The organism is Mesorhizobium sp. M1142 (assembly GCF_040318565.1).
GTDB lineage: Bacteria > Pseudomonadota > Alphaproteobacteria > Rhizobiales > Rhizobiaceae > Mesorhizobium.
Genome location: NZ_JAMYMK010000002.1, coordinates 192,099 through 212,077 on the forward strand (window position 1 = coordinate 192,099; position 19,979 = coordinate 212,077).

General features: G+C 63.5%; 16 protein-coding genes. 2 read left to right on the forward strand and 14 right to left on the reverse strand.

Annotation, left to right across the window (positions count from 1 at the left end):
- Nucleotides 1-100: 100 nt before the first annotated feature.
- A complete protein-coding gene (locus tag NKH42_RS04890) occupies nt 101-1,084 on the reverse strand; it encodes an ABC transporter permease (protein WP_502896032.1) in 984 nt (327 codons plus the stop codon).
- A 308-nt stretch (nt 1,085-1,392) separates the two neighbouring features.
- Here NKH42_RS04890 and NKH42_RS04895 point away from each other — a divergent pair, with 308 nt between their 5' ends.
- Nucleotides 1,393-2,355: a sugar-binding transcriptional regulator gene (locus NKH42_RS04895; RefSeq protein ID WP_352505281.1), complete on the forward strand. Its 963-nt coding sequence runs from the start codon at nt 1,393-1,395 to the stop codon at nt 2,353-2,355.
- Here NKH42_RS04895 and NKH42_RS04900 read toward each other — a convergent pair.
- From NKH42_RS04900 to NKH42_RS04930, 7 genes are all read right to left on the reverse strand, one after another.
- A complete protein-coding gene (locus tag NKH42_RS04900; protein ID WP_352751083.1) occupies nt 2,352-3,845 on the reverse strand; it encodes a xylulokinase in 1,494 nt (497 codons plus the stop codon). The genes NKH42_RS04895 and NKH42_RS04900 overlap by 4 nt on opposite strands.
- 20 nt (nt 3,846-3,865) lie before the next feature.
- Nucleotides 3,866-5,188 carry an NAD(P)H-dependent oxidoreductase gene (locus tag NKH42_RS04905; protein ID WP_254820384.1) on the reverse strand — a complete coding sequence of 441 codons (1,323 nt, stop codon included), beginning with the start codon at nt 5,186-5,188 and terminating at the stop codon, nt 3,866-3,868.
- Nucleotides 5,189-5,402: 214 nt separating this feature from the next.
- Nucleotides 5,403-6,509, reverse strand: a complete 1,107-nt coding sequence (locus NKH42_RS04910) for a mandelate racemase/muconate lactonizing enzyme family protein (RefSeq protein WP_352505279.1) — start codon at nt 6,507-6,509, stop codon at nt 5,403-5,405.
- A 16-nt stretch (nt 6,510-6,525) separates the two neighbouring features.
- Entirely contained in the window at nt 6,526-7,284 is a 759-nt protein-coding gene (locus tag NKH42_RS04915) for a GntR family transcriptional regulator (RefSeq protein WP_352505278.1), read from the reverse strand.
- A 282-nt stretch (nt 7,285-7,566) separates the two neighbouring features.
- Nucleotides 7,567-8,721 (reverse strand): efflux RND transporter periplasmic adaptor subunit, encoded by a 1,155-nt coding sequence (locus NKH42_RS04920; RefSeq protein WP_352505277.1) that lies wholly within the window; start codon nt 8,719-8,721, stop codon nt 7,567-7,569.
- A gap of 16 nt (nt 8,722-8,737) precedes the next feature.
- On the reverse strand, nt 8,738-11,917 hold the full coding sequence (locus tag NKH42_RS04925; protein WP_352505458.1) for an efflux RND transporter permease subunit: 3,180 nt from the start codon (nt 11,915-11,917) through the stop codon (nt 8,738-8,740).
- Nucleotides 11,911-12,186: a hypothetical protein gene (locus NKH42_RS04930; protein WP_352476600.1), complete on the reverse strand. Its 276-nt coding sequence runs from the start codon at nt 12,184-12,186 to the stop codon at nt 11,911-11,913. Before NKH42_RS04930 ends, NKH42_RS04925 begins: the two co-directional genes overlap by 7 nt.
- Before the next feature lie 251 nt (nt 12,187-12,437).
- Between NKH42_RS04930 and NKH42_RS04935 the strand changes: the two genes are divergently transcribed.
- Entirely contained in the window at nt 12,438-13,019 is a 582-nt protein-coding gene (locus tag NKH42_RS04935; RefSeq protein ID WP_031211029.1) for a TetR/AcrR family transcriptional regulator, read from the forward strand.
- 553 nt (nt 13,020-13,572) lie between these two features.
- Here the strand turns inward: NKH42_RS04935 and NKH42_RS04940 are convergent.
- The 6 genes from NKH42_RS04940 to NKH42_RS04965 form a co-directional block, all read right to left on the reverse strand.
- Complete coding sequence (locus NKH42_RS04940) at nt 13,573-14,595, reverse strand: LacI family DNA-binding transcriptional regulator (protein ID WP_352505276.1); 1,023 nt, start codon at nt 14,593-14,595, stop codon at nt 13,573-13,575.
- A 57-nt stretch (nt 14,596-14,652) separates the two neighbouring features.
- The gene (locus NKH42_RS04945) at nt 14,653-15,447 is read right to left on the reverse strand and encodes an ATP-binding cassette domain-containing protein (protein ID WP_352505275.1); all 795 of its coding nucleotides are present in this window, start codon (nt 15,445-15,447) and stop codon (nt 14,653-14,655) included.
- Between the two features lie 3 nt (nt 15,448-15,450).
- The gene (locus tag NKH42_RS04950; RefSeq protein WP_254820392.1) at nt 15,451-16,437 is read right to left on the reverse strand and encodes an ABC transporter permease; all 987 of its coding nucleotides are present in this window, start codon (nt 16,435-16,437) and stop codon (nt 15,451-15,453) included.
- 106 nt (nt 16,438-16,543) lie between these two features.
- A complete protein-coding gene (locus NKH42_RS04955) occupies nt 16,544-17,476 on the reverse strand; it encodes a sugar ABC transporter substrate-binding protein (RefSeq protein ID WP_352505274.1) in 933 nt (310 codons plus the stop codon).
- A gap of 253 nt (nt 17,477-17,729) precedes the next feature.
- A complete protein-coding gene (locus NKH42_RS04960) occupies nt 17,730-18,524 on the reverse strand; it encodes an SDR family oxidoreductase (RefSeq protein WP_254820394.1) in 795 nt (264 codons plus the stop codon).
- A gap of 77 nt (nt 18,525-18,601) precedes the next feature.
- Nucleotides 18,602-19,759 carry a fumarylacetoacetate hydrolase family protein gene (locus tag NKH42_RS04965; protein WP_352505273.1) on the reverse strand — a complete coding sequence of 386 codons (1,158 nt, stop codon included), beginning with the start codon at nt 19,757-19,759 and terminating at the stop codon, nt 18,602-18,604.
- Between the last annotated feature and the right edge of the window lie 220 nt (nt 19,760-19,979).

Sequence of the window (19,979 nt, forward strand, 5' to 3'; positions counted from 1 at the left end):
CTCCCAGTTTCGGATCACCGATCCGTTTTCGCCCGAATATCAGGGCGAATCTCATTGAGCCCAATTCTTCATTGTGCCCATTCTTCATTGTGCCCATTCTTCATTGTGCTCGGCGCCGCCAGGTGTCGGTGGCCACCGCCAGCGCGATCACCACGCCGATAACCACTTGCTGGATGAAGGGCGAGACACCGAGCAGGTTCAGCCCGTTGCGCAGCACGCCGATGATGAGGACGCCGATGGCGGTGCCGCCGATCGAGCCGACGCCGCCCGACAGGCTGGCGCCGCCGATCACTACCGCCGCGATGGTGTCGAGTTCGTAGCCGAGGCCGGAGCTCGGCTGGACGGAATCGAGCCGCGCGGCAAGCACGATGCCGGCGAGGCCGGCCAGCACGGCGCAGATCGCATAGACCCAGTTCGTCAGCGACTTGACCGGTATGCCGGACAGCCGGGCGACTTCGGCACTGCCGCCGATTGCGTACAGGCTACGGCCGGTGGCGCGGTAGTTCAGGAAGATTGCGAAAATGACGGCAAGCACGATCATCAGCCCGACGGTGATCGAGAGGAAGCCAAAATGGCGGATGATCGACAGGCTGGTGAACCAGTCGGGAAAGCCGACGATCTGCGAGCCGTCGGTGATCATGTTGGCGAGACCGCGCGCCACCGACATCATCGCCAACGTGGCGATGAAGGGTGGCAGCTTGGTGATCGTGACCAGCAGGCCCGAAACCAGGCCGCAAAGACCGGCGACGACGAGGGCCGCGGCGATGCCGGCGGGCAGGCCGAGATTGAGATAGTCCGGATGGGCGACGAAGCCCATCACCATGGAAGCCAGTGCCAGCACCGAGCCGACGGACAGGTCGATGCCGCCGATCAGAATGACCAGCGTCATGCCGATCGCCATGATGCCGAGCACGGTGACCTGGTCGAGCACGTTGAGGATGTTGCGGATGGTCAGGAACGTGTCGGTAGTCAGCGAGAGCGCCAGGCACAGCAGAACCAGCCCGATCAGCGGACCCATGGTTCCGGCAAAGACAGCTGAAAACCTTGCGCCCGCCGTAGCCTGCGCGCCAGAGCCTGCCTTCAACTCGCCTGCCTTCAAATTGCTTGTGTCGTTGCTCACAGCCACTTTGTCTCCTCCACAGCAATCCGGCGCTGCATCACCGCGCCACTTTGCTCACCAGGCTCCTCCCTGTGAACAATTTATCTTTAACATGCAATTTTGTTCAGCTAAACTGTTCGTGGGAAAATTGTCAAGGCCTGCCGCTTCATTCGAGGACGGGTTTGCGCTGTCCGCCGGTTTGGCTTACGCAAGGTCTCCGAAATCTTGGGCATTTCGAAGTCGCCGCATTGGAATTTCATGAGCAGAGCCGGCGGCTGCGGCAAGGCAAACAGATGACGATCGTAGAGAACGAAAGAGCCTCGCGCTTCCCCGACGCCGAACTCAAGGCCCGCGCCGCTTGGCACTATTACGTCGAGGGTCTTACACAGGAACGGATTTCCGAAATTCTCGGCGTCGGCCGCATCAAGGTGCATCGCATTCTCTCCGCCGCCCGCGAAGAGGGGGTCGTCCAGTTTCGCATCCGTGACAGCGTCGTCGAATGCGTGATTTTGGAGGAAAGCCTGAAGCAGCGGTTCGGGCTCAGCCAGGCCGTGGTCGTGCCGTCGGCAGCCGACCGAAGCAATGCGCCGCTGATGATCGGCCACGCCGCTGCCGCCTACCTGGCCGACCATGTGAATGCCGGCGATGTCATCGCGCTGGGCTGGGGGCGGACACTGAAATTCGCCATCAATGAATTGCCACGGCGGCCCATCGCCAGGACGACGGTGGTTTCGATGCTTGGCGGCCTCACCCATGCCCAGCCGCTCAACCCGACAGAAAGCGCCTGGGATTTCGCCGAAAAGATCGGTGCGGAATGCTTCCTGCTGCCGGTGCCGGTCTATGCCGACAGGCCGGAGCAGCGCGACGCCTTCATGAGCCAGCGCAGCGTTCAGGACGTCGTCTTCCGCGCACGCCGGGCAAACATCGCCGTGCTCAGCGTCGGCTCGTTTTCCAACGACAGCCCGATCGCCAATTATGGCTTCATCAAGCCAAGCGAACTGGAGGAATTGCAGGCGGCCGGTGCCGTCGGCGATATTCTGTGTCATTTCATCGACGCCAAGGGCCGCCCGGTCGACCACGAGGTCAACCGCCGCGTCTGCGCCTATCCGCTGCAGGATCTGTCGGATATCCCGAGCATCATCCTGGTGTCGGGAGGCAGCGAGAAGGTTGCGGTGATGCGGGCTGCGCTCGCCAACACCAAGGTATCGGTTCTGATTACCGACGAAGACGCGGCAAAGGGGCTGCTCAACCGCTAGATTTCGCGGAGAGCGCCGAGGCGGGCGTGGATATCGCGCGTCGCCTGGTAAAGGTCGCGGTAGATTGCGTTGCGGTCGCGATAGGCGGCGACAAGCCCGTCGACAGGATCGACATGCCTGGCGGGAGCGGCAGCCATTGCCTGCGCGGCGGCTTCCGGCGAGGCAAACCAGCCGACAGCCGCTGCCGCCAGCATGGCAGCGCCGAGCGCGGCGGCTTCGTTGACCGGCGAGACCGAGAGCGGCCGCTCGAGCACGCTTGCCATGATCTGCATGAGCAGCGCGCAATTGGTGCCGCCGCCCGCGGCAATCATCGCCGCCGGTCCGCCCGCCCGGGCTTCCATGGCCTCGGTGGCGACGGCCTGCTCGAACGCGATGCCTTCCAGGACAGCGCGGAAGAGATGCTCCGGCCGGTGGTCGAGCGACAGGCCGACAATGGCGCCGCGCGCCGCACCGTCCCAATAGGGGCTCATGACGCCGGCCCAATAGGGCATGATGAGCAGGCCCTCGCTGCCCGCGGCAACATCCAGCGCAGCCTTCTCCAGCGCTGCCACCGACGGCGAACCGGTCGTGCGAACGATCCAGTCGACCAGCTGCATGCCCGAGCGCAGCACGGTCTCGAGCATGAAACCGGAGCCGGTCGGCGAGACCAGCGTTCGAAAAGCGTCCGAGGTTTTCACCTTGCCGGAATAGCAGCCGCTGACCACGCCGGAGCCGAGCGAGAGATAGCTCTTGCCCTCGCCGTAGACGCCCATGCCAAGGCCCATAGCTTGGCCGTCACCGGCGCCGGCAACAACCGGCGTGCCGGCCTTCAGGCCGGTCAGCTGCGCTATGCTTGCGGAAAGATTGCCGCAGACCACGCCCGGCGCGACCAGCTCGGGCAATTGCTCCAGTTGCAGCCCCGCCGCCGCAACGAGCTCTGGACGCCAAGTGCCCTTCTCGACGTCGAGCAGCCCGAGCGGATCCGCACTTGCGGTGCTGGTGACCAATCGCCCGGTCAGCCGCTGGACGAAGAATCCATGCACGTCGACCAGCGCCGCTGCTTGGCGAAGCACTTGAGGCTGGTGCTCGGTAAGCCAGGCGACGGCGTAGAGTGCCGGCGTCGGGTCCGGCGGCTTGCCGCTCCAGTCGCGGATCGCCTCGCGGCCGAGTTCGGCCGAAAGCCTGATAACCTGCGGACGGGCGCGTTCGTCCAGCCACAGGATCGCCGGGATGAGTGCTTTGCCGGCGCTGTCCACCAGCGTGAAGGTCTCGCGCTGATGAGCGATGCAGATCGCCGCCACCCGCGCAGCGCCGACCGCCTCGGTGACCTGCTTCAATGCGCCAAGCAGCGCCGTCCACCAATGTTCGGCGTCCTGCTCGAAATGGCCGGGCTTCGGATTTGAAAGCGGGTACGGCTCGCGCGCCTGGAACAGCTCCTCGCCGTCGCGCGAGAAGGCAATTGCCTTCACGGCCGTGGTCGAGGCGTCGATCCCGATTACGACATCTTCCATCAGGCGGAGATCCGGCGGGGTCAGGCCGCGTTGGTGGCGAACCGTCCGTCTGACTGGTCGAGACGGCGGCGGATCTGGGTTATCACCATCGAATCGTCGGGTACACAATTTTCATAGGTCAGGAAGTCGCCGGTCTTGAGCGGCTTGACCACCTTGGCGCGTTCAGCAAGGCCGAGCGGCAGGGCGCCGCGGGCGCGCGCATCCTCCCAGGTCATGGCGAAGCCACGATAGTCGTTCTCGCCGATCATGCCGAGAGATTGGCCAACGCCGAGATCGCTCTTGGCAACCGCCACCGCCTCGGCGACCGGATGGTCGAGCGGCTCCATGTCGGCACGCTTGTAGACGACCGCGCGCGCCGCCGACAGCGGCACTTCCAGGCTGGTCAGATGATAGGGCCGGAAGATCGTGAAATAGGGGCCTTGGCCGACCTTGAGGTCGATCATGCGCTCCAGCACACGCGGATGCCGGGTCTCGATGATGCAGAACACGCCGGGCGCCACACCCTTGCCGATCGAGTAATCGACAACGCCCTTGCGGTGCAGCACGCCGCCATCCTCGCGCGGGCAAAGCACGCTTGCCAGCTCCTCCAGCGTCGCGGTCGGGCCGTGCATGCCCGGCACATCGGGCACCAGGCCGGTCGCATTGGCGATTGCCACCATTTCGATCGCCGTCTTCGAGCCGTCGACGAATTCGACCAGCATGCGCGCATTCATGTTGCGCTCGGCCGCCTCCTTCTCGTAGTCGGCCGGCATGGCGTCGATCTTCAGCGGATTGTTCTTGCCCTTGCCGGCGGCGATGATGTTGAAGCCGAGGCTTTTAGCAAAGCCGATGATCTCCAGCGTGCAGGCGGGCTCGTCGCCGGCGGCACCGGTATAGACGACGCCGGCCTTGCGTGCCTCCTCCTTCAGGAAGCGGCCGATGGTGATGTCGGCCTCGACATTGAGCATTACGATATGCTTGCCGTTCTTCATTACTTCGAGCGCAAACAGCGTGCCGATATTGGGATTGCCCGTTGCGTCGATGATGACGTCGATCCGGCCGGCCGCCGCCAGCGCATGCAAATCTTCGGTCACCGCGATCTTGCCCGCCTCGATGGCGCGGTCGATCGCCGCGGCATTGCCGGCCTGAACGATGTCGGAATGGTCATGGCCAGCGAGCAGCGCCGCGTCGATCGCTGCCTGCGGCCTGACTTCAGAAATGGCGCCGATCCGCATGCCCGGCATCAGCGCGACCTGGACGACGATGTCGGTGCCCATCTGCCCGGCGCCGGCAAGCCCGATGGTGATCGGCCCCTGCTGTTCAGCGCGCTGCAGAAGTTCCGCTGCAAATTGCGGATGGGACATGTCGCTTCCTCCAGTTCCTGACGCGCCGCAGCGTCCAAATCAACGTTTTGAACATTTCTATTTGCAAATGAAAAATATTTCAACCGGCAATTGGGCATTGCCGCTCTGCAATCGGTCGAAGACGATTGGATGAGCGGTCAATCCACACGGCCGTGCCTCCGCAGTCAGAAGGACGCGGCATATTCAGGTTGATTCGGTGCAGCCTTATTGCAGTTCAGCTGCCGATTTCGAAGAAGGGCGCACCGAGCAGGCCGGGAACGACATCGATGCCGAGGCCCGGCCCATCCGGAATGCCCATACGGCTTCCCGAAACCGGCGGCATGTTGGATGCGGTGCGCACCGTCACCCATTCGTGAAAGGCGATGGCGTGCAGCCGGCGCTCCTCCGGCGTCGACAGCGACAGATGCGCCATGGCCGATGTGTCGATCTCGGCGCCGCCAGTGTCCTCGACCGTGATCATGAAGCCGAGGTCGACGGCAAGGTCGCGGATCTGGCGCGTTTTGGTGACGCCGCCAAGGCGTGAGATCTTCAGCGTCAGCCCGTCGGCGGCCCCCTTGCGATGGATGTCGAGCATATCGTCCAGCGAGGCGACGGATTCATCGAGCACCATCGGCTTGTCGAGCGAGCGGCGCACCGACAGGCATTCGTCGATCGTCGTGCAGGGCTGCTCGAACGTGTAGTCGATGTTGCGCGTCGCATCGGCGAACTGGCGCGCCTGGTAAGGCGTCCAGCCGGCATTGGCGTCGCAGAAGATGACGGTGCCCTTCGGCACGGCGGCGGCGACGGCTGTGACGCGTTCGATGTCGTCATGGACGTTGCCGCCGACCTTGACTTGCAGCCGATGAAAACCGTCGTTGACGATGCGCTTGGCGAGTGCGGCCATCGCGTCGACGGTGCCGTGGGTGACGACCCTGTAGAGTTCGGCCGTCTCGCTCTCGCGTCCGCCAAGCAGCGTGACCAGCGGCACGTCGGCGGCGCGCGCCGCGAGATCCGAGCATGCCATGTCGAGCGCCGACTTGATGTAGGGATGGCCCTTGAACACCGTATCCATCAGCCTGTTGATACTGGCAAGCCCGCGTGGGTCATGGCCGATGAGATGCGGCGCGATCTCGACGACGCCGGCGCGCGTGCCGGCGGCGAAGGCAGGCGAATAGAAGTTGCCGAGCGGCGCCATCTCGCCCCAGCCGGTGAGCCCGCTATCGGTGGTGACGGCGACGATCACCGCGTCGAACGCATCGGCGACGCGCCCCTTGGACATGCGGTAAGGCCCGTCAACGAAGGGCTGGACGACATGGTAGGCCTTGATGGTTTTGATCTGCACGTTTTCTGTCCGTTGCCTATTTTCCGGGATGACCACCAGAATTGTCTGGCTCAACGGCCTTTAGGCGGCCGGTACGATTGGCGTCGGCGCCCTTTGAGCCCCGTTGTTCCAGCCCGCGCGCATAGGCGAGCAATGCCTCGAAATCGAAATCGATGTGCTCCTTGGCGTGGCGCTGGGCAGCGCGCATGTCGCTGCCCTTGAGCAGCCGCACATAGGTCTCGTGAGCATCTTCGGCAGGCACCGGCTCGTTGCGCGCCCGCTGGTGCAGCGCGAAATACATCTGCAGCCGGCTGGTCAGCCGCTGCCAGGTTTCCAGGAGCACCGAATTATCGGCCCATTCATGGATCAGGCCATGCAGTTGCAGCGCCGTTTCGATCTGCCGCGTCGTGTCCAGTTCGCGCGTCGCCTGCTTCACCGCCGCATGGCGCCGGTCCAGCTCGTCGAAGAAGCGCTGGTCGCGAAGCGGCCAGGTCCGCGCGATGGCGAATTCGTCGAGCACCTTGTTGAGCGAATAGACATCGTCGATATCCTTCGCGGTAACGTCGATGACGAAGGTTCCGGCGTAGGGGATGCTGGTCAGGATGCCTTCCTGCACCAATTCGCGCATCGCCTCGCGCAGCGGCGCGCGGCTCACCCGCATCTGCTCGGAAATCCTGAGTTCGTTGAGTTTCTGCCCCGGTTCCAACTGGCCGGTCAGGATCGCCCGCCGGAGCAGCGCCACGATCTCGGCGCGTCTTGTGGTGTCGGCGATCGGACTGAAATCCAGCGTTGCCATTCCGGCTGCTCCAGCAAACCGAAAGGAAAAACAGATTGTCGACAATCTTACAAGAGGCGGGTCGTGGATTTCTTGACTTCCGCTTGGCCGGCGGCTTGCGGCGCAGGCAAGGCCGTCAGGCCGCACGGCCGCAAAAACCGACCCCGCTGAACATCACGCCGGCTTCTCAAAGCCGGCGTATGTAGCGCTTTCCCCAAGGAATTGCGTAAAACGAAACATAGCAAAACGGCGCCCTTGGCGTGGGAGCCGAGGGCGCCGCGGGACCGGACCTGATGGGGGTTATCAGGTGGCCGGTTTCTCGGGCAGCGGCGAGACCGGCATTCCCGGGCCGATCTTCTGCAGATTGCCGGTAATGACCCGGTCGCCTTCGGCCACACCGCTCAAGATGGCGACCTGATCGCCATTGGTCGGTCCGAGCGAAACGATACGCTGGTCGACCGTGTTGTCCTTGCCGACGACATAGAGGTATTTGCCGAGCTGGCCTGAGCCGAGCGCCGTCTGCGGTACCATCAGCGCATCGGGCTGCTCTTTGACGTGCAGCCGGACGCGAACATATTGGCCGGGGAGCAGCGTGAACTTGGCGTTGCCGATCGTCGCACGTGCCGTGATCGTGCCGGTCGAGCGATCGATCGTGTTGTCTACGAAGGTAAGATCGCCCTTCTGGCGCGGTTCCGTTTCACCGGGAAGCAGGACGTCGACGCTGATCGGTCCTGCGGCCCGGGCTTCCTCGATCTGTGTCAGGTCCGTTTCGCTCGGATTGAAGGTGACGTAGATCGGATCGAGCTGCACCAGCGAATTGAGCACCGTGCCGGCAACGCTGACCAGCGTTCCAACGGATGCTTGGCTGCGTCCGATGCGTCCCGCGAACGGGGCGCGGATTTCGGTATAGCTCAAATTGAGCTCGGCGGTCCGCAAGGCGGCCTGGTTCACGGCGAGCGAGGCCTGAGCCTCACGCAAGGTGCTGGTGCGCTGGTCGAACACGTCCTTGGCGAGATAGCCGCTTTTGGCGAGCTCGCTGCCGCGCCCGAGATTGGAGCGCGCATAGTCGAGTGTTGCCGTGTCGCGTTGGATAAGCGCCTTCGCCTGCTCAAGGGCAGCCTGGAAATCCTCAGGGGCGATCTTGTAGAGAAGGTCGCCCTTCGCAACGTCACTGCCGTCGATGGCGACCTGCTCCTGCAGGTAGCCCGGCACGCGCGCCTGCAGCGTGATGCTGCGGATCGGCTCCACCCGGGCGGCGTAGTCGAGATAGATCGGGATCGTCTTCTTGACGACGCTCACCACCGGCACCGGCATGACGAAGGCTTCCGGCTTGGGTGTTGCCGCCCCGGCTGTGCCGGCGTTGAGGCTGAGGCTGCCCATGTCGAGCAGGTGAACGCTCGCCACCGAAATCGCCCCAAGGGCGACGGCCGTTCCCAGCGCGATTTTCCATTTACGCATGATCAATTCTCCAGTCCTATTCAGCCGCTTCGGCCAGGGGCTCGAAGGCGGGTTCGGCAGTTGGTTGTTCGGTCGCTTCGGAAACCGGTTCGCTCTCGCTGCGGCGCTCGCGCAGCTGCTCGATCACCGCATAGAAGACCGGCACGAACACCAGCGACAGGATCGTCGCCGCGACCATGCCGCCAAAGACGGTGGTGCCGATCGACTGCCGGCTTGCGGCACCCGCACCTGTGGCGAACATCAGCGGCAGCACGCCGAGGATGAAGGCGAAGGCGGTCATCAGGATCGGTCGCAGCCGAAGCCGCGCCGCTTCCATTGCGGCGTCGACGATGCTGAGGCCTTCTTCGCGCCGGCGCCGGGCAAACTCCACGATCAGAATCGCGTTCTTGGCCGCCAGTCCGATCAGCATGACGAAGCCGATCTGCGAATAGACGTCGATCTGCATGCCGCGCAGCCACAGCACGACGAACGCACCGAACAATGCGAGCGGCACCGCCAGCAGCACCATGAACGGCATCGCCCAGCTCTCATACTGCGCGGCGAGGATCAGGAAGACAAAGACGATTGCAAGGCCGAAGACGACGGATGCGATCGATCCTGCCTTGAGCTCCTGATAGGTGATGCCGGTCCATTCGTAGCCGAAATCTCTCGGCAATGCCGTGGCAGCGGCACGCTCCATTGCCGCCACCGCCTGGCCGGACGAAAAGCCGGGGGCGGCGCCGCCATTGATCAGCGCCGACGCATTGTTGTTGTAATGCGGCACGGTCTCGGGGCCGACGATCGGCACAAGCTTGCCCAACGTGCTCAACGGCACCATGCCACCCGACGCATTGCGGACATAGAGCCGCGATATGTCGGCCGGACCGGCGCGAGAGTCCTTGTCGGCCTGGATCGTCACCCGGAAGGTGCGGCCGAACAGGTTGAAATCGTTCACATAGAGCGAGCCGAGATAGATCTGCAGCGTGTTGAAGACGTCCGGCAGGTTGAGCCCGAGCAGCTTCGCCTTGGCGCGATCGAGATCGTAGTTGAACTGTGGCGTCGAGGTCGAGAACGACGAGAACAATTGCTGCGGGTTGAGCTCCGGCTGCTTGCGCGCCTCGGCAATCACGGCTTGCGTCGCATCGTTGAGCGCCACGCTGCCGCGGCCGGTCAGGTCCTCGACCTGGAACTCGAAGCCACCAGTGGTGCCGATGCCCGGGATCGACGGCGGGTCGAAGCTCAGCGCAAAAGCCTCCGGAATTTGCAGCAGCTTGTTGCGCACCTCGGCGACGAGCTTCGAGGCGCTCTGGTCGGGGCCGCGTTCGTCCCATGGCTTCAGGATCGCGAATTCGACCGCCGAATTCGACTGCGCGGCACTGGTCAGGAAATTCAAGCCGCTGATCGAGCCGACGATGTCGACGCCGGGCGTGTTTTGCAGGATGTCGCGCGCCTTTTTCGCCACTGCATCGGTGCGTTCCAGCGAGGCCCCGTCGGGGAGCTGGATGACGACGAAGAAATAGCCCTGGTCCTCGACCGGAAGGAAGGTCGACGGCAGGCGCTGCCAGACGAAATAGGTCGCGACAAGTCCGGCCGCGAACACGCCGAGCATGATCCAGCGCAGGCGGATGAGAATGCGTACGCCATTCGCATAGGCATGCGCCAGCCGTTCGAAGCCTGTGTTGAACCAGCGGAACAGCACGAACTGGGTTTCCGGCCGGTGGCGCAGGAAGGCGGCGCTGAGCGACGGGGTAAGCGTCAGCGAGACGAAGGCCGAGATGCCGAAGGAGATCGCGACGGTCAGGGCGAACTGGTTGTAGAGTCGGCCGGACACGCCGGGAATGAAGGCGACCGGCACGAACACGGCCATCAGCACGGCGGTCGTGGCGATGATCGGGCCCGTGACCTCGGCCATCGCCGTGCGCGTGGCAGCCAGAGGTTTGAGGCCGGCCTCAAGTTGGCGTTCGACATTCTCGACGACGACGATGGCGTCGTCGACGACGAGGCCGATCGCCAGCACCATGCCGAGCAGGCTGAGCATGTTCAGCGAGAAGCCAAGCATATGCATGACGGCCAGCGTCGTTACCAGCGACACCGGAATTGCGATCGTCGGGATGATCGTGGTGCGCCAGCTTTGCAGGAAGATGAACACCACGGCGACGACCAGGACCAGCGCTTCGCCGAGCGTGATCAGCACGTCGTGCATTGAGGCCGAAACGAAACGTGTCGTATCGTAATGCATGGCGTAGCTGACGCCCTTCGGGAAACGGGCCGACAGCTCCTGCATCTTGTCCTTGACGCGCTGCTGCAGATCGAGCGCGTTGGAGCCCGGCATCTGGTAGACCGCGAGCACCACCGTCGGGTCCTTGCCGAAGAAGGCCGACGACGAATATTGCAGCGCACCGAGTTCGATGCGGGCAACGTCGCGCAGCCTGACCAGCGAGCCGTTGGCGGTATTGGCCCGTACGACGATGTCGCCGAACTCCTTGGGATCGCTCAGCCTGCCGACGGCGTTGACCTGCATCTCGAAGGCAGTGCCGGCCGGAGCCGGTGATTGCCCGATCTTGCCGGCCGCCACCTGGACGTTCTGCTCGGCGACGGCGTTCTGCACGTCGACGGCAGTAATGCCGAGATTGGCGAGCTTGTCGGGGTCGAGCCAAATGCGCATCGAATAGCGCCGCTCGCCGAAGATCTGCACGTCGCCGACGCCGGGCAGGCGCTTCAGCGGATCGACCACCTGCAGATAGGCGAGATTGCTCAGCGCGACCGGATTGACGGAACCGTCCGGCGAGGTGAGGTCGACGATCAGGACGAAGTTCGGGTTCTGCTTCTTGATCGTCACGCCGCCCTGATTGACGATGGCCGGCAACGAGGAAGCCGCCTGCGAAACGCGGTTCTGGACGTCGACGGCCGCCGTGCTCAGATCGTAGCCGACGTCGAAGGTGATGGTGATCGTCGACGAGCCGTCATTGGAGCTCGACGACGACATATAGATCATGCCTTGGACGCCGTTGATCTGCTGTTCGAGCGGTGTCGTCACCGTGTCGGCGACGACCTGCGCGCTGGCGCCCGGGTAGTGAGCGCTGACCACGACCTGGGGCGGCGTGATGTCGGGAAATTGCGAGACCGGCAGAAGAAAATAAGAGATTCCCCCGGCGAGCACCATGATGATGGCGATCGCCGACGCAAAGATCGGACGATGGATGAAGAAGTTTACCATGAGATGCATGCCTCGCCCGATGCTCTGGCCCGGCCGAAGGCCTTGGCCACCCTGGACAGCCGCCGGCTGCGCGTTGAGCCGGAATCTTCGAGAAAGCCGAAATCTTGCAGGGGACGACGCGGCGCATTGCGGCGCTCGGCCTGCTCGTCCGCCAGCGCACGCAGCATCGCCTCGAAAGACCGCGGGTCGACGCGGTCGGCTTTCATCAGCATGCGGATCATCGGATCCCTCACGACTTCATCGATCGTCAGATCATTGCGCTGCGACATCGAAGCGGCTCCTGGTTTTGACGATCCGCGGCAAGCCGCGGATCTGGTGTTCTCTTGCTCGCCGGCCGAGGCCGTGAGGTGCGGTTCGTCCCCTTGCCGATCGGGGCGGGGCTGATGACCGGCACTTGCGAATTTGACATAATGCAATGCGGGTGTTACAGGTAAGTAACATCTCTAACGTTACAGACCGGTAACACCCTAGTCAAGAGGTGCACCGAGGGAATTTCGGAAACGCAATCACGGAGGTTTTGATGACAGACGGTGTTGTGGAGCGTGTTCGCCCCCGGGACAGGATCCTGGAGACGGCACGGGACATGTTTCACAAGCATGGCATTCGCGGCGTCGGCATCGACGCCATCACCGAGGCCGCCGGCACCAACAAGATGACGCTCTACCGGCATTTCGAGTCCAAGGACGACCTGATCATCGAATGTCTGCGGGCGACCGCCTGCAGCGCCAACGCGATGTGGGAGAAGTTCGAGGCGGAGAATCCGGGCGACAAGCTGGCGCAGCTGCACGCCTGGGTCCGGATGGCGGCCGATTGCCTGATGTCGGATCGCCGCGGTTGCGACATGGCCAACGCCGCCATCGAGCTGAGCGAGGCCGATCATCCGGCAAGGCAAGTGATCAAGGAACTCAAGGAAGCGCAGCGCGAGCGTCTGGTCTCGCTGTGTCGCGATGCGGGTATCGGACAGGCCGAGCTTCTCGCCGATACGCTGTCGCTTCTGCTCGAGGGCGCCCGCGTCAGCCTGCAAAGCGTCGGCGCCGAGGGCCCGAGCGCGCAGTTCGTCCGCATGGCGGAAGGCCTGATCACTTCTTTCAGGGCCAGATAATCTCGCAAGCGGCGAAACGATCCGCGGCGTTTCGATTGCGCGCCGTGCCGCCGCGTGATGTCTCGTCCCATCGCGATGTGCCATCTCGCGTCTCCCTTGCCGATCCTCCGCAGCAGCATTGCTGGCGCGGCGTTGTTTGCTGGTCGCGAGGCAGGATAGGGCCGCTGGCGAACCGGTGAGAGTGACAAGTGTGACAGGATTCCGCCCCGATAAGCCGCGGCAGTCGCAGCGAAGCTCATCGATCCGCGGATCAGCAATCGTGTGCGGTGCCAGTCACGATCCCAGCATCGCCCGCTATCCCGGCGCCGGAACAAAAAAAGCCCGCTGCCGGGAGGAGGTGGCAGCGGGCTCGATTTCGAATACGGCACGGGAGGAGGTGTACCGCACTCAGCGTCGGCATCGCATCTGGGAGGAGTAGATGGCCGACACCTGCGAAACTATCAATTGCCCAATGATTCGGCAACCAAAAAAGTTGCATAGGTGATGTGCAGATTTGCGGTATCAACCGAATCTTAACGATCGAGGCCCGAGCGACCATCGCCCCCGCACGACATCACTGCACCGGGACATTTTCCTTGAAGATCAGGCGCGGCTCGATGAATTTCCGCGTCAGATAGGGCGCCGACGAGGCGATCGAGCCGAGCAGGCGAATGACCGACTGTTCGGCGATCAGCCGCGCATTCTGGTCGATGACGACGTCGAGCAGATCGTCGACCAGATAGCCGCGCGTCTCGCGCGTCAGGTCATGGCAGATGAACACCGGCTTCGTCCGCGGCCTGGCTTCGAGCAATGCTTTTGCCACGCCCGAGCGCCCGGCGCCGATACAGTAGATGCCGAGCAGCTCCGGCTCGTTGTGCAGCGCCTTCATGGTCGCGGTATAACTGACCTCCGGCTCGTCGTTGATCTCGACGGCGCTGGTGACGGTCAGATTGGGGAACTCCTCGCCGAGCACTGAGCGAAAGCCCATTTCGCGTTCCTCGTGGCCGCGATAGGAACGTGAGCCGACCACCATCGCCAGATGGCCCTGGCGGCCGCCGAGGAACCGTCCCATCAGCAGCGCCGCGGTGCGGCCGGCCACTCTGTTGTCGATGCCCACATAAGCTGAGCGCGGCGCGCCGGGAACGTCGGACACCAGCGTGACCAGGCGGATGCCGGCCTCGACGATCTCGCGCAAGATGTTGCGCGTTCTCGGATGGTCGATGGCGATGACGCCGACACCGTTCGCCTTGAGAGAGAGGTTTTCGACGGCCGTCTGCAAGGCACTCGGCGAGATGCCGGCGAGCTTGTGGATGCGGCAGGAGGCGACCAGCGGCAGGCGCGCCGCATAATCCTCGATGTGCCTGGCCAGATCGGCCATGAAGGCATTGCTGCCCATCGGCAGGAAGAATTCGAGATGTGCCGGCCGCGAGGGCAACGCGACCTGGTCGACGACCGGCAGATAGCCGAGCTGCTTGGCCGCCTCCATCACGCGCTGCCGGTTGGCGGCACTCGCCCCCGGCCGGTTGTTGAGCACACGGTCGACCGTCGCGGTCGACAGGCCGCAGCTCCTGGCAATATCCGAAACGGTGGCTTTCATGTCGCAACCATGTGGCGATGCGATCCAGTGCCTCGACGATAAGCCCGGCCCGGCTGCTCACCCGGGCCGTTGCGTGCCCTCGGCCAGCGCGTCACGGATCTCCTTGTCCGACATGCCGGTGATGACGCGCTCGACTTCGGCGACGCTGGTCTTCTTCGGGTCGATATCGTCGGCGACCACCTTGCCGCGGCGCATGACGACGATGCGGTCGACCACCTGGAAGACATGATGGATGTTGTGGGCGATGAAGATGCAGGAATGGCCGGAATCGCGGGCACTGCGCACGAAGCTCAGCACCCCTTGCGTTTCGGCGACGCCGAGATTGTTGGTCGGCTCGTCTAGGATGATAAGGTCGCTGTCGAAATGCATGGCGCGCGCAATCGCCACCGCCTGCCGCTCGCCGCCGGAGAGTGAGCCGATCGGCGTCGTCGGCGGGATGTTCTTCGAGATGCCGACCTGCTTGAGCAGGTCACGGGCAACCACGTTCATCGCCTCCTGGTCCATGCGGTTGAGGAAACGCGGCGGCTTGATCGGCTCGCGTCCGAGGAACAGGTTACGGGCGATCGACAGCTGCGTCACCAACGCGGAATCCTGGTAGATCGTCTCGATGCCATGGGCGATGGCGTCGCTGGTACTGCGCAAATTCACCTTCTTGCCGCCGATAAAGATGTCGCCGCTGGTCAGCGGGACCGCGCCCGACAGCACTTTGATCAGCGTCGACTTGCCGGCGCCGTTGTCGCCGAGCAGTCCGACGATCTCTCTTTCGTTGACATGGAAATTGGCATCAACCAGCGCCTGCACGCGCCCATAGGACTTGCGGATATTTTCCATGCGGACAAGCGGTTCGGCCATGGTTCAAGTCCCTGCCTGATGCCGGCGTTCCAGCCATGAGTGGAGCGCCATCATGCCGAGGATGATGGCGCCGATGAAGATGTTGTACGCAAGGCCCGGCACACCGATCAGCACGATGCCGTTGCGCATCACGCGCAGGATCAGGATACCGAGCACCGTGCCGATGATTGTGCCGCGCCCGCCGGTCAGCGCCGTGCCGCCGATCACTACCATGGCGATGACTTCGAGCTCGTAGCCGGTGCCGCTGTTGGGGTTGGCCGCCGAGGTACGCAGCGAGGAGATGACGCCGGCGAGCGAGGCCAGGATCGACGACAGGATGAACAGGCCGATCTTGACGCCGCTGACATTGACGCCGCGCGCCCTTGCGGCACTCGGGTTGCCGCCGGCCGCCTGGATCCAGTTGCCGGTCCGGCTCTGCGTCAGCACGTAGCCGAGCGCGATTGCGGCGGCGATGAACCAGAACAGCGACATATAGATACGGAACGGCCCGATGAAGAAATCGCCGACCAGGGCTTCCGCCAGCCAGCTGCCCTCGGCGCTCCAGGTCCGCTGCGGAAACCCGCTGGTGACGAACAAAGCGGTGCCGCGCACCACCAGCAGCATGCCAAGCGTCACCAGGAAGGACGGGATCTTGAGCTGCGTCACGAACCAGCCATTGACCAGTCCGATGAAGGCAGCGACCACCAGCGCAACGACGAAGGCGGCTTCGAGCGAGGCGACGCCGCTGTTGAACAAGGTCCACATCAGGACCGGCGAGAAGCCGAACACCGAGCCGACCGAGAGGTCGAATTCGCCTGATGTCATCAACAGCGTCATCGCCAGCGCGATCAGCCCGAGTTCGACCGTGAAGGCCAGCGTGTTCGAGATGTTTTGCGGCGACAGGAAGTCGTGGTTGATGCCCCAGAACACGGCGATCTCGATGACGAGCAGCACGAACGGCCCGAACTCAGGCCGCGCGATCGAGCGTTGGATAAGAGAACGATTTTCCACCTTGGACCCGCGATAGGATTGGATTTGGCCGAGACCGCAAGCGGTTCGGCGGAATGATGAGACGGTCACGGCCGCCGAAGCGGCCGTGACCAACTCGATCGCGGACCTATTTGCCGGACAGGATCTTGTCGTATACCGCGGCGGTGTCCTTCTCGTAGAGCGCGCCGGTGATCACGTCGAAGCCTGGCGGGATACCGCTTGCCGCCATGTTGGCGAGCGAGAGCGCGACGTAGCTGGTCGCCTGCGGATCCTGCCACTGCGCGGCATTGACGTAGCCGTTCAGCACTTCCTGAGTGGTGTCGAGCGAGTTGCCCCAGCCGACGACCGGGATTTCGCCCGGCTTGACGCCGACCTGGTCGAACACTCGCTTGATCGAACCGGTGACCAGGTCGCCGAGGCCGATAACCGCCTTGACCTTGGCCCTGTTGGCGGTGAGGTAATCGACCATGCGGTTGATCACTTCGGCCTGGTCGAGCGTCGCTTCGGTGATTTCGTAGGTGATGCCGAGCGGCTCGAACACGCTCTTGATGCCTTCCTCTTCCTGGACGCCATAGGTGGCGCCGGGAATCTCGACCGGCATCCAGACGAAGTCGCCCTTCTTCACCAGGCCCTTGTCGACCAGATACTGCGCCCAGTGCTTGCCGAAGGTGACGTTGTCGCCGCCGACATAGGCGTTGAAGTCCGCCTTCGGGTCGGGCGTGTTGAAGTTGATGATCGGGATGTTCGCCGCCCGCGCTTCCTTGACGATCTCGACAAGGCTGCCCGGATCAGGGCTGGTCGTGGTGATGCCGTCGGCCTTGGCGGAAATCGCGGCGCGAATAGCCTCCTGCTGCGACGCCACGTCGCCATTGTGGAACGATGTGTTGACAGTGTTGCCGGTGTCCGCCGCCCATTGCTTGGCCCCGGCAAGGAAGTAGGTCCAGACCGGATCGGCCGGGCCGCCATGCGAAATCCAGTAGAACGTCTTGGCCTGTGCCGCGGCCGGAATGGCCAGCGCCACTACCAAGCCAAGTACAAGCAGTCTTAGCCTCGTCAGCATGTGATTTCCTCCCATTTGAACCGAACTCCTCCTCCGACGACGATCACCGCGAAAGGCCGTGCGCGGCCAAAACGGTGGTGCGCATTTTGCCAGCGTCGACCTGGGCGCATTAGAGCATTCCCTTTTTCGATCGATGGCAAGCCTCCATCCGCCAATGGACGTTGGCGCAATGCACGACGCCATCAGCAATCCCATCAGATTGCATCAGTTTGGCTGATATTTTCCAGGCGGCCGACGATCGGCCCTGCGACCGTCACGCAATGCCGCGCGGCGGCGCGCCGAGCACGGATTGCTCTAGGTCGATAAGCGTCCCGGTCATCAGCCCGGAGGCGTCGCTGAGCAGGAACAGCGTTAGCTGGGCGACTTCGTCCATGGTCAGCAATCGACCAAGCGGCAGGCCGGCGGCGGCGATCTTTGCCCAGTTTTCGCCCTTGCCCAGCGTGCGCGCCTGCATCTCTTGTTCGGCCGGCGTCGCTACCCAGCCCATGTTGATGCCGTTGACGCGGATGCGATCGGAAAGATGCGCGTTGGCAATGTTTCTGGTCAGCGTCGAAAGCGCGCCCTTGGTGGCGGAATAGATGGCAAGGTCCGGCGCACCGCAATGCGCATTCACCGACAGTATGTTGACGATGGCGCCCGCCGCCTGCCGTGTCTTCATGTCGGCTACGGCCGCTTGCATGAGGAAGAACGGCGCGCGCGCATTGACGGAAAACAACCTGTCCCAGTCGTCGATTGTGCCAGTTTCCAGCGAGGCCCGGTCGGTGAGGGCCGCAGCGTTCACCAGACAATCGATGCGGCCGAGTCTTTTGATCGCTTCCGCCATGACAGCTGCAGGCGCGGCCGGATCTCCAAGCTCGGCCTGGATGAAGACGACGGGCCGGCTTGGTCGTGAAAGCTCTTCGGCGATGCGTGCGCCACGCTCGGCATTGCGGCCGACAATGGCGATCCCTTCGCCGCCGCCGGCTGAGGCCAGCCGGGCGATGGTCTCGCCAAGCCCTTGCGTCCCGCCGGTAACGACAAGGGTCTTGCCCTCAAGAGCGACGATCAATGGACTCTCCCGAATGCCGACGAGCAGGTAATTTCCAATCAGAGAATTCTAGATCTATCGGATGTGAGGCTGGGGGACTAGATGAGGTCGGCCCTTGCGAGGTCACGCATCAGATGGCTGGCGCCGTAGGTCCAGTGTGGGCAGTCGGGTGACAGCCGCACGCGGTTGACCAAGGCACCGAACTTCTCCGACGATATGGTGACGATGTCGCCGACCTTGTGGGTAAAGCCTTTGCCTGTTTCGCCGCGATCCTTCGACGGCACGAACATCGTGCCGAGATAGAGTGCCAGCCCGTCCGGGTATTGATGATGTGGCCCCATGGCGGCGGCGACCAACTCTTCTGGCGAGCGGCTGATCTCGGCCATCGAACTGGCGCCCTCCAGCGAGAACCCATCCTCGCCTTCGACTTTCAACCGTACGATCGCCTGCTTCACGTCGCCGATGGAAAATGTCTCATCGAACAGCCGGATAAAGGGGCCAAGTGCTGCCGAAGCGTTGTTGTCCTTGGCTTTGCCGAGCAGCAGCGCCGAGCGCCCCTCGACGTCGCGCAGGTTGACGTCGTTGCCGATCGTCGCCCCGACGATCCTGCCGCTGCTCGCAGCAATCATGGCGATCTCCGGCTCCGGATTGTTCCATGTCGAAACCGGATGCAGGCCGACATCGGCGCCGAAGCCGACCGAGGCCATCGGCTGGCATTTGGTGAAGATCTCGGCATCGGGGCCTATGCCGACTTCCAGATATTGCGACCAGGCGCCGCGCGCAATCAGCTTGGCCTTGATCTCCATCGCTTCCGGCGAGCCGGGCTTGAGCTTCGACAGGTCGTGGCCGATCAGCCCGGCGATGTCGGCGCGAATGGCGTCGGCCTTTTCCGCCGAACCGCGCGCCTGCTCCTCGATCACCCGTTCGAGCAGGCTGACGACAAAGGTGACGCCAGACGCCTTGATCGCCTGCAGGTCGACGGGGGACAGCAGGTACGGTTTCCCCGGATCGCGCGCTGTCTCGAAACTGTTGGCCGCAATGGCATCGAGCGGGCCGATCGGCCGCCCCTTTGCCGAGCGGACGTGCGCTGCCGGATCCGGCAATTCGCAAACGTCGCGTACGGTCGGTGCCACATTTGACATGATGTCGAAGACCGTGCCGTCACGCACCGTGACCACCAGCGGATGGGAAGCATCGCTCGCCCGGGCGCGGCCCACGAAGAGGCCTTCGGCGGGCAAATGTGTGGCGTTCGTCATGGCTTGTATTTCCTGTTGTCTTGTCCTTCGGCCGCGGCACTTTCAACAAATTCCCGCCAAAGGTCTATCCCGCTTGCAGGGCGAGCTTTGTCAATTCTTTGGGTCTTCGCATCGCTGGACCTTGATCGAGCCTGACGTGCGCCAACGGCGACGGAAAACGCTCTTTCAAAATAATGAAACCGTCGCTAGGGTTTTTCACCTACTGAAGTCTCCAGGTGAC

Excerpts from the sequence above, each read along its gene's own strand:
- NKH42_RS04905 (WP_254820384.1), bottom strand. The coding sequence starts at position 5,188 with ATGTCCCATCCGCAATTTGCAGCGGAACTTCTGCAGCGCGCTGAACAG.
- NKH42_RS04930 (WP_352476600.1), bottom strand. The coding sequence starts at position 12,186 with ATGTCGCAGCGCAATGATCTGACGATCGATGAAGTCGTGAGGGATCCG.
- NKH42_RS04895 (WP_352505281.1), top strand. The coding sequence starts at position 1,393 with ATGACGATCGTAGAGAACGAAAGAGCCTCGCGCTTCCCCGACGCCGAA.
- NKH42_RS04925 (WP_352505458.1), bottom strand. The coding sequence starts at position 11,917 with ATGGTAAACTTCTTCATCCATCGTCCGATCTTTGCGTCGGCGATCGCC.
- NKH42_RS04940 (WP_352505276.1), bottom strand. The coding sequence starts at position 14,595 with ATGAAAGCCACCGTTTCGGATATTGCCAGGAGCTGCGGCCTGTCGACC.
- NKH42_RS04945 (WP_352505275.1), bottom strand. The coding sequence starts at position 15,447 with ATGGCCGAACCGCTTGTCCGCATGGAAAATATCCGCAAGTCCTATGGG.
- NKH42_RS04900 (WP_352751083.1), bottom strand. The coding sequence starts at position 3,845 with ATGGAAGATGTCGTAATCGGGATCGACGCCTCGACCACGGCCGTGAAG.
- NKH42_RS04920 (WP_352505277.1), bottom strand. The coding sequence starts at position 8,721 with ATGCGTAAATGGAAAATCGCGCTGGGAACGGCCGTCGCCCTTGGGGCG.
- NKH42_RS04955 (WP_352505274.1), bottom strand. The coding sequence starts at position 17,476 with ATGCTGACGAGGCTAAGACTGCTTGTACTTGGCTTGGTAGTGGCGCTG.
- NKH42_RS04915 (WP_352505278.1), bottom strand. The coding sequence starts at position 7,284 with ATGGCAACGCTGGATTTCAGTCCGATCGCCGACACCACAAGACGCGCC.
- NKH42_RS04935 (WP_031211029.1), top strand. The coding sequence starts at position 12,438 with ATGACAGACGGTGTTGTGGAGCGTGTTCGCCCCCGGGACAGGATCCTG.
- NKH42_RS04965 (WP_352505273.1), bottom strand. The coding sequence starts at position 19,759 with ATGACGAACGCCACACATTTGCCCGCCGAAGGCCTCTTCGTGGGCCGC.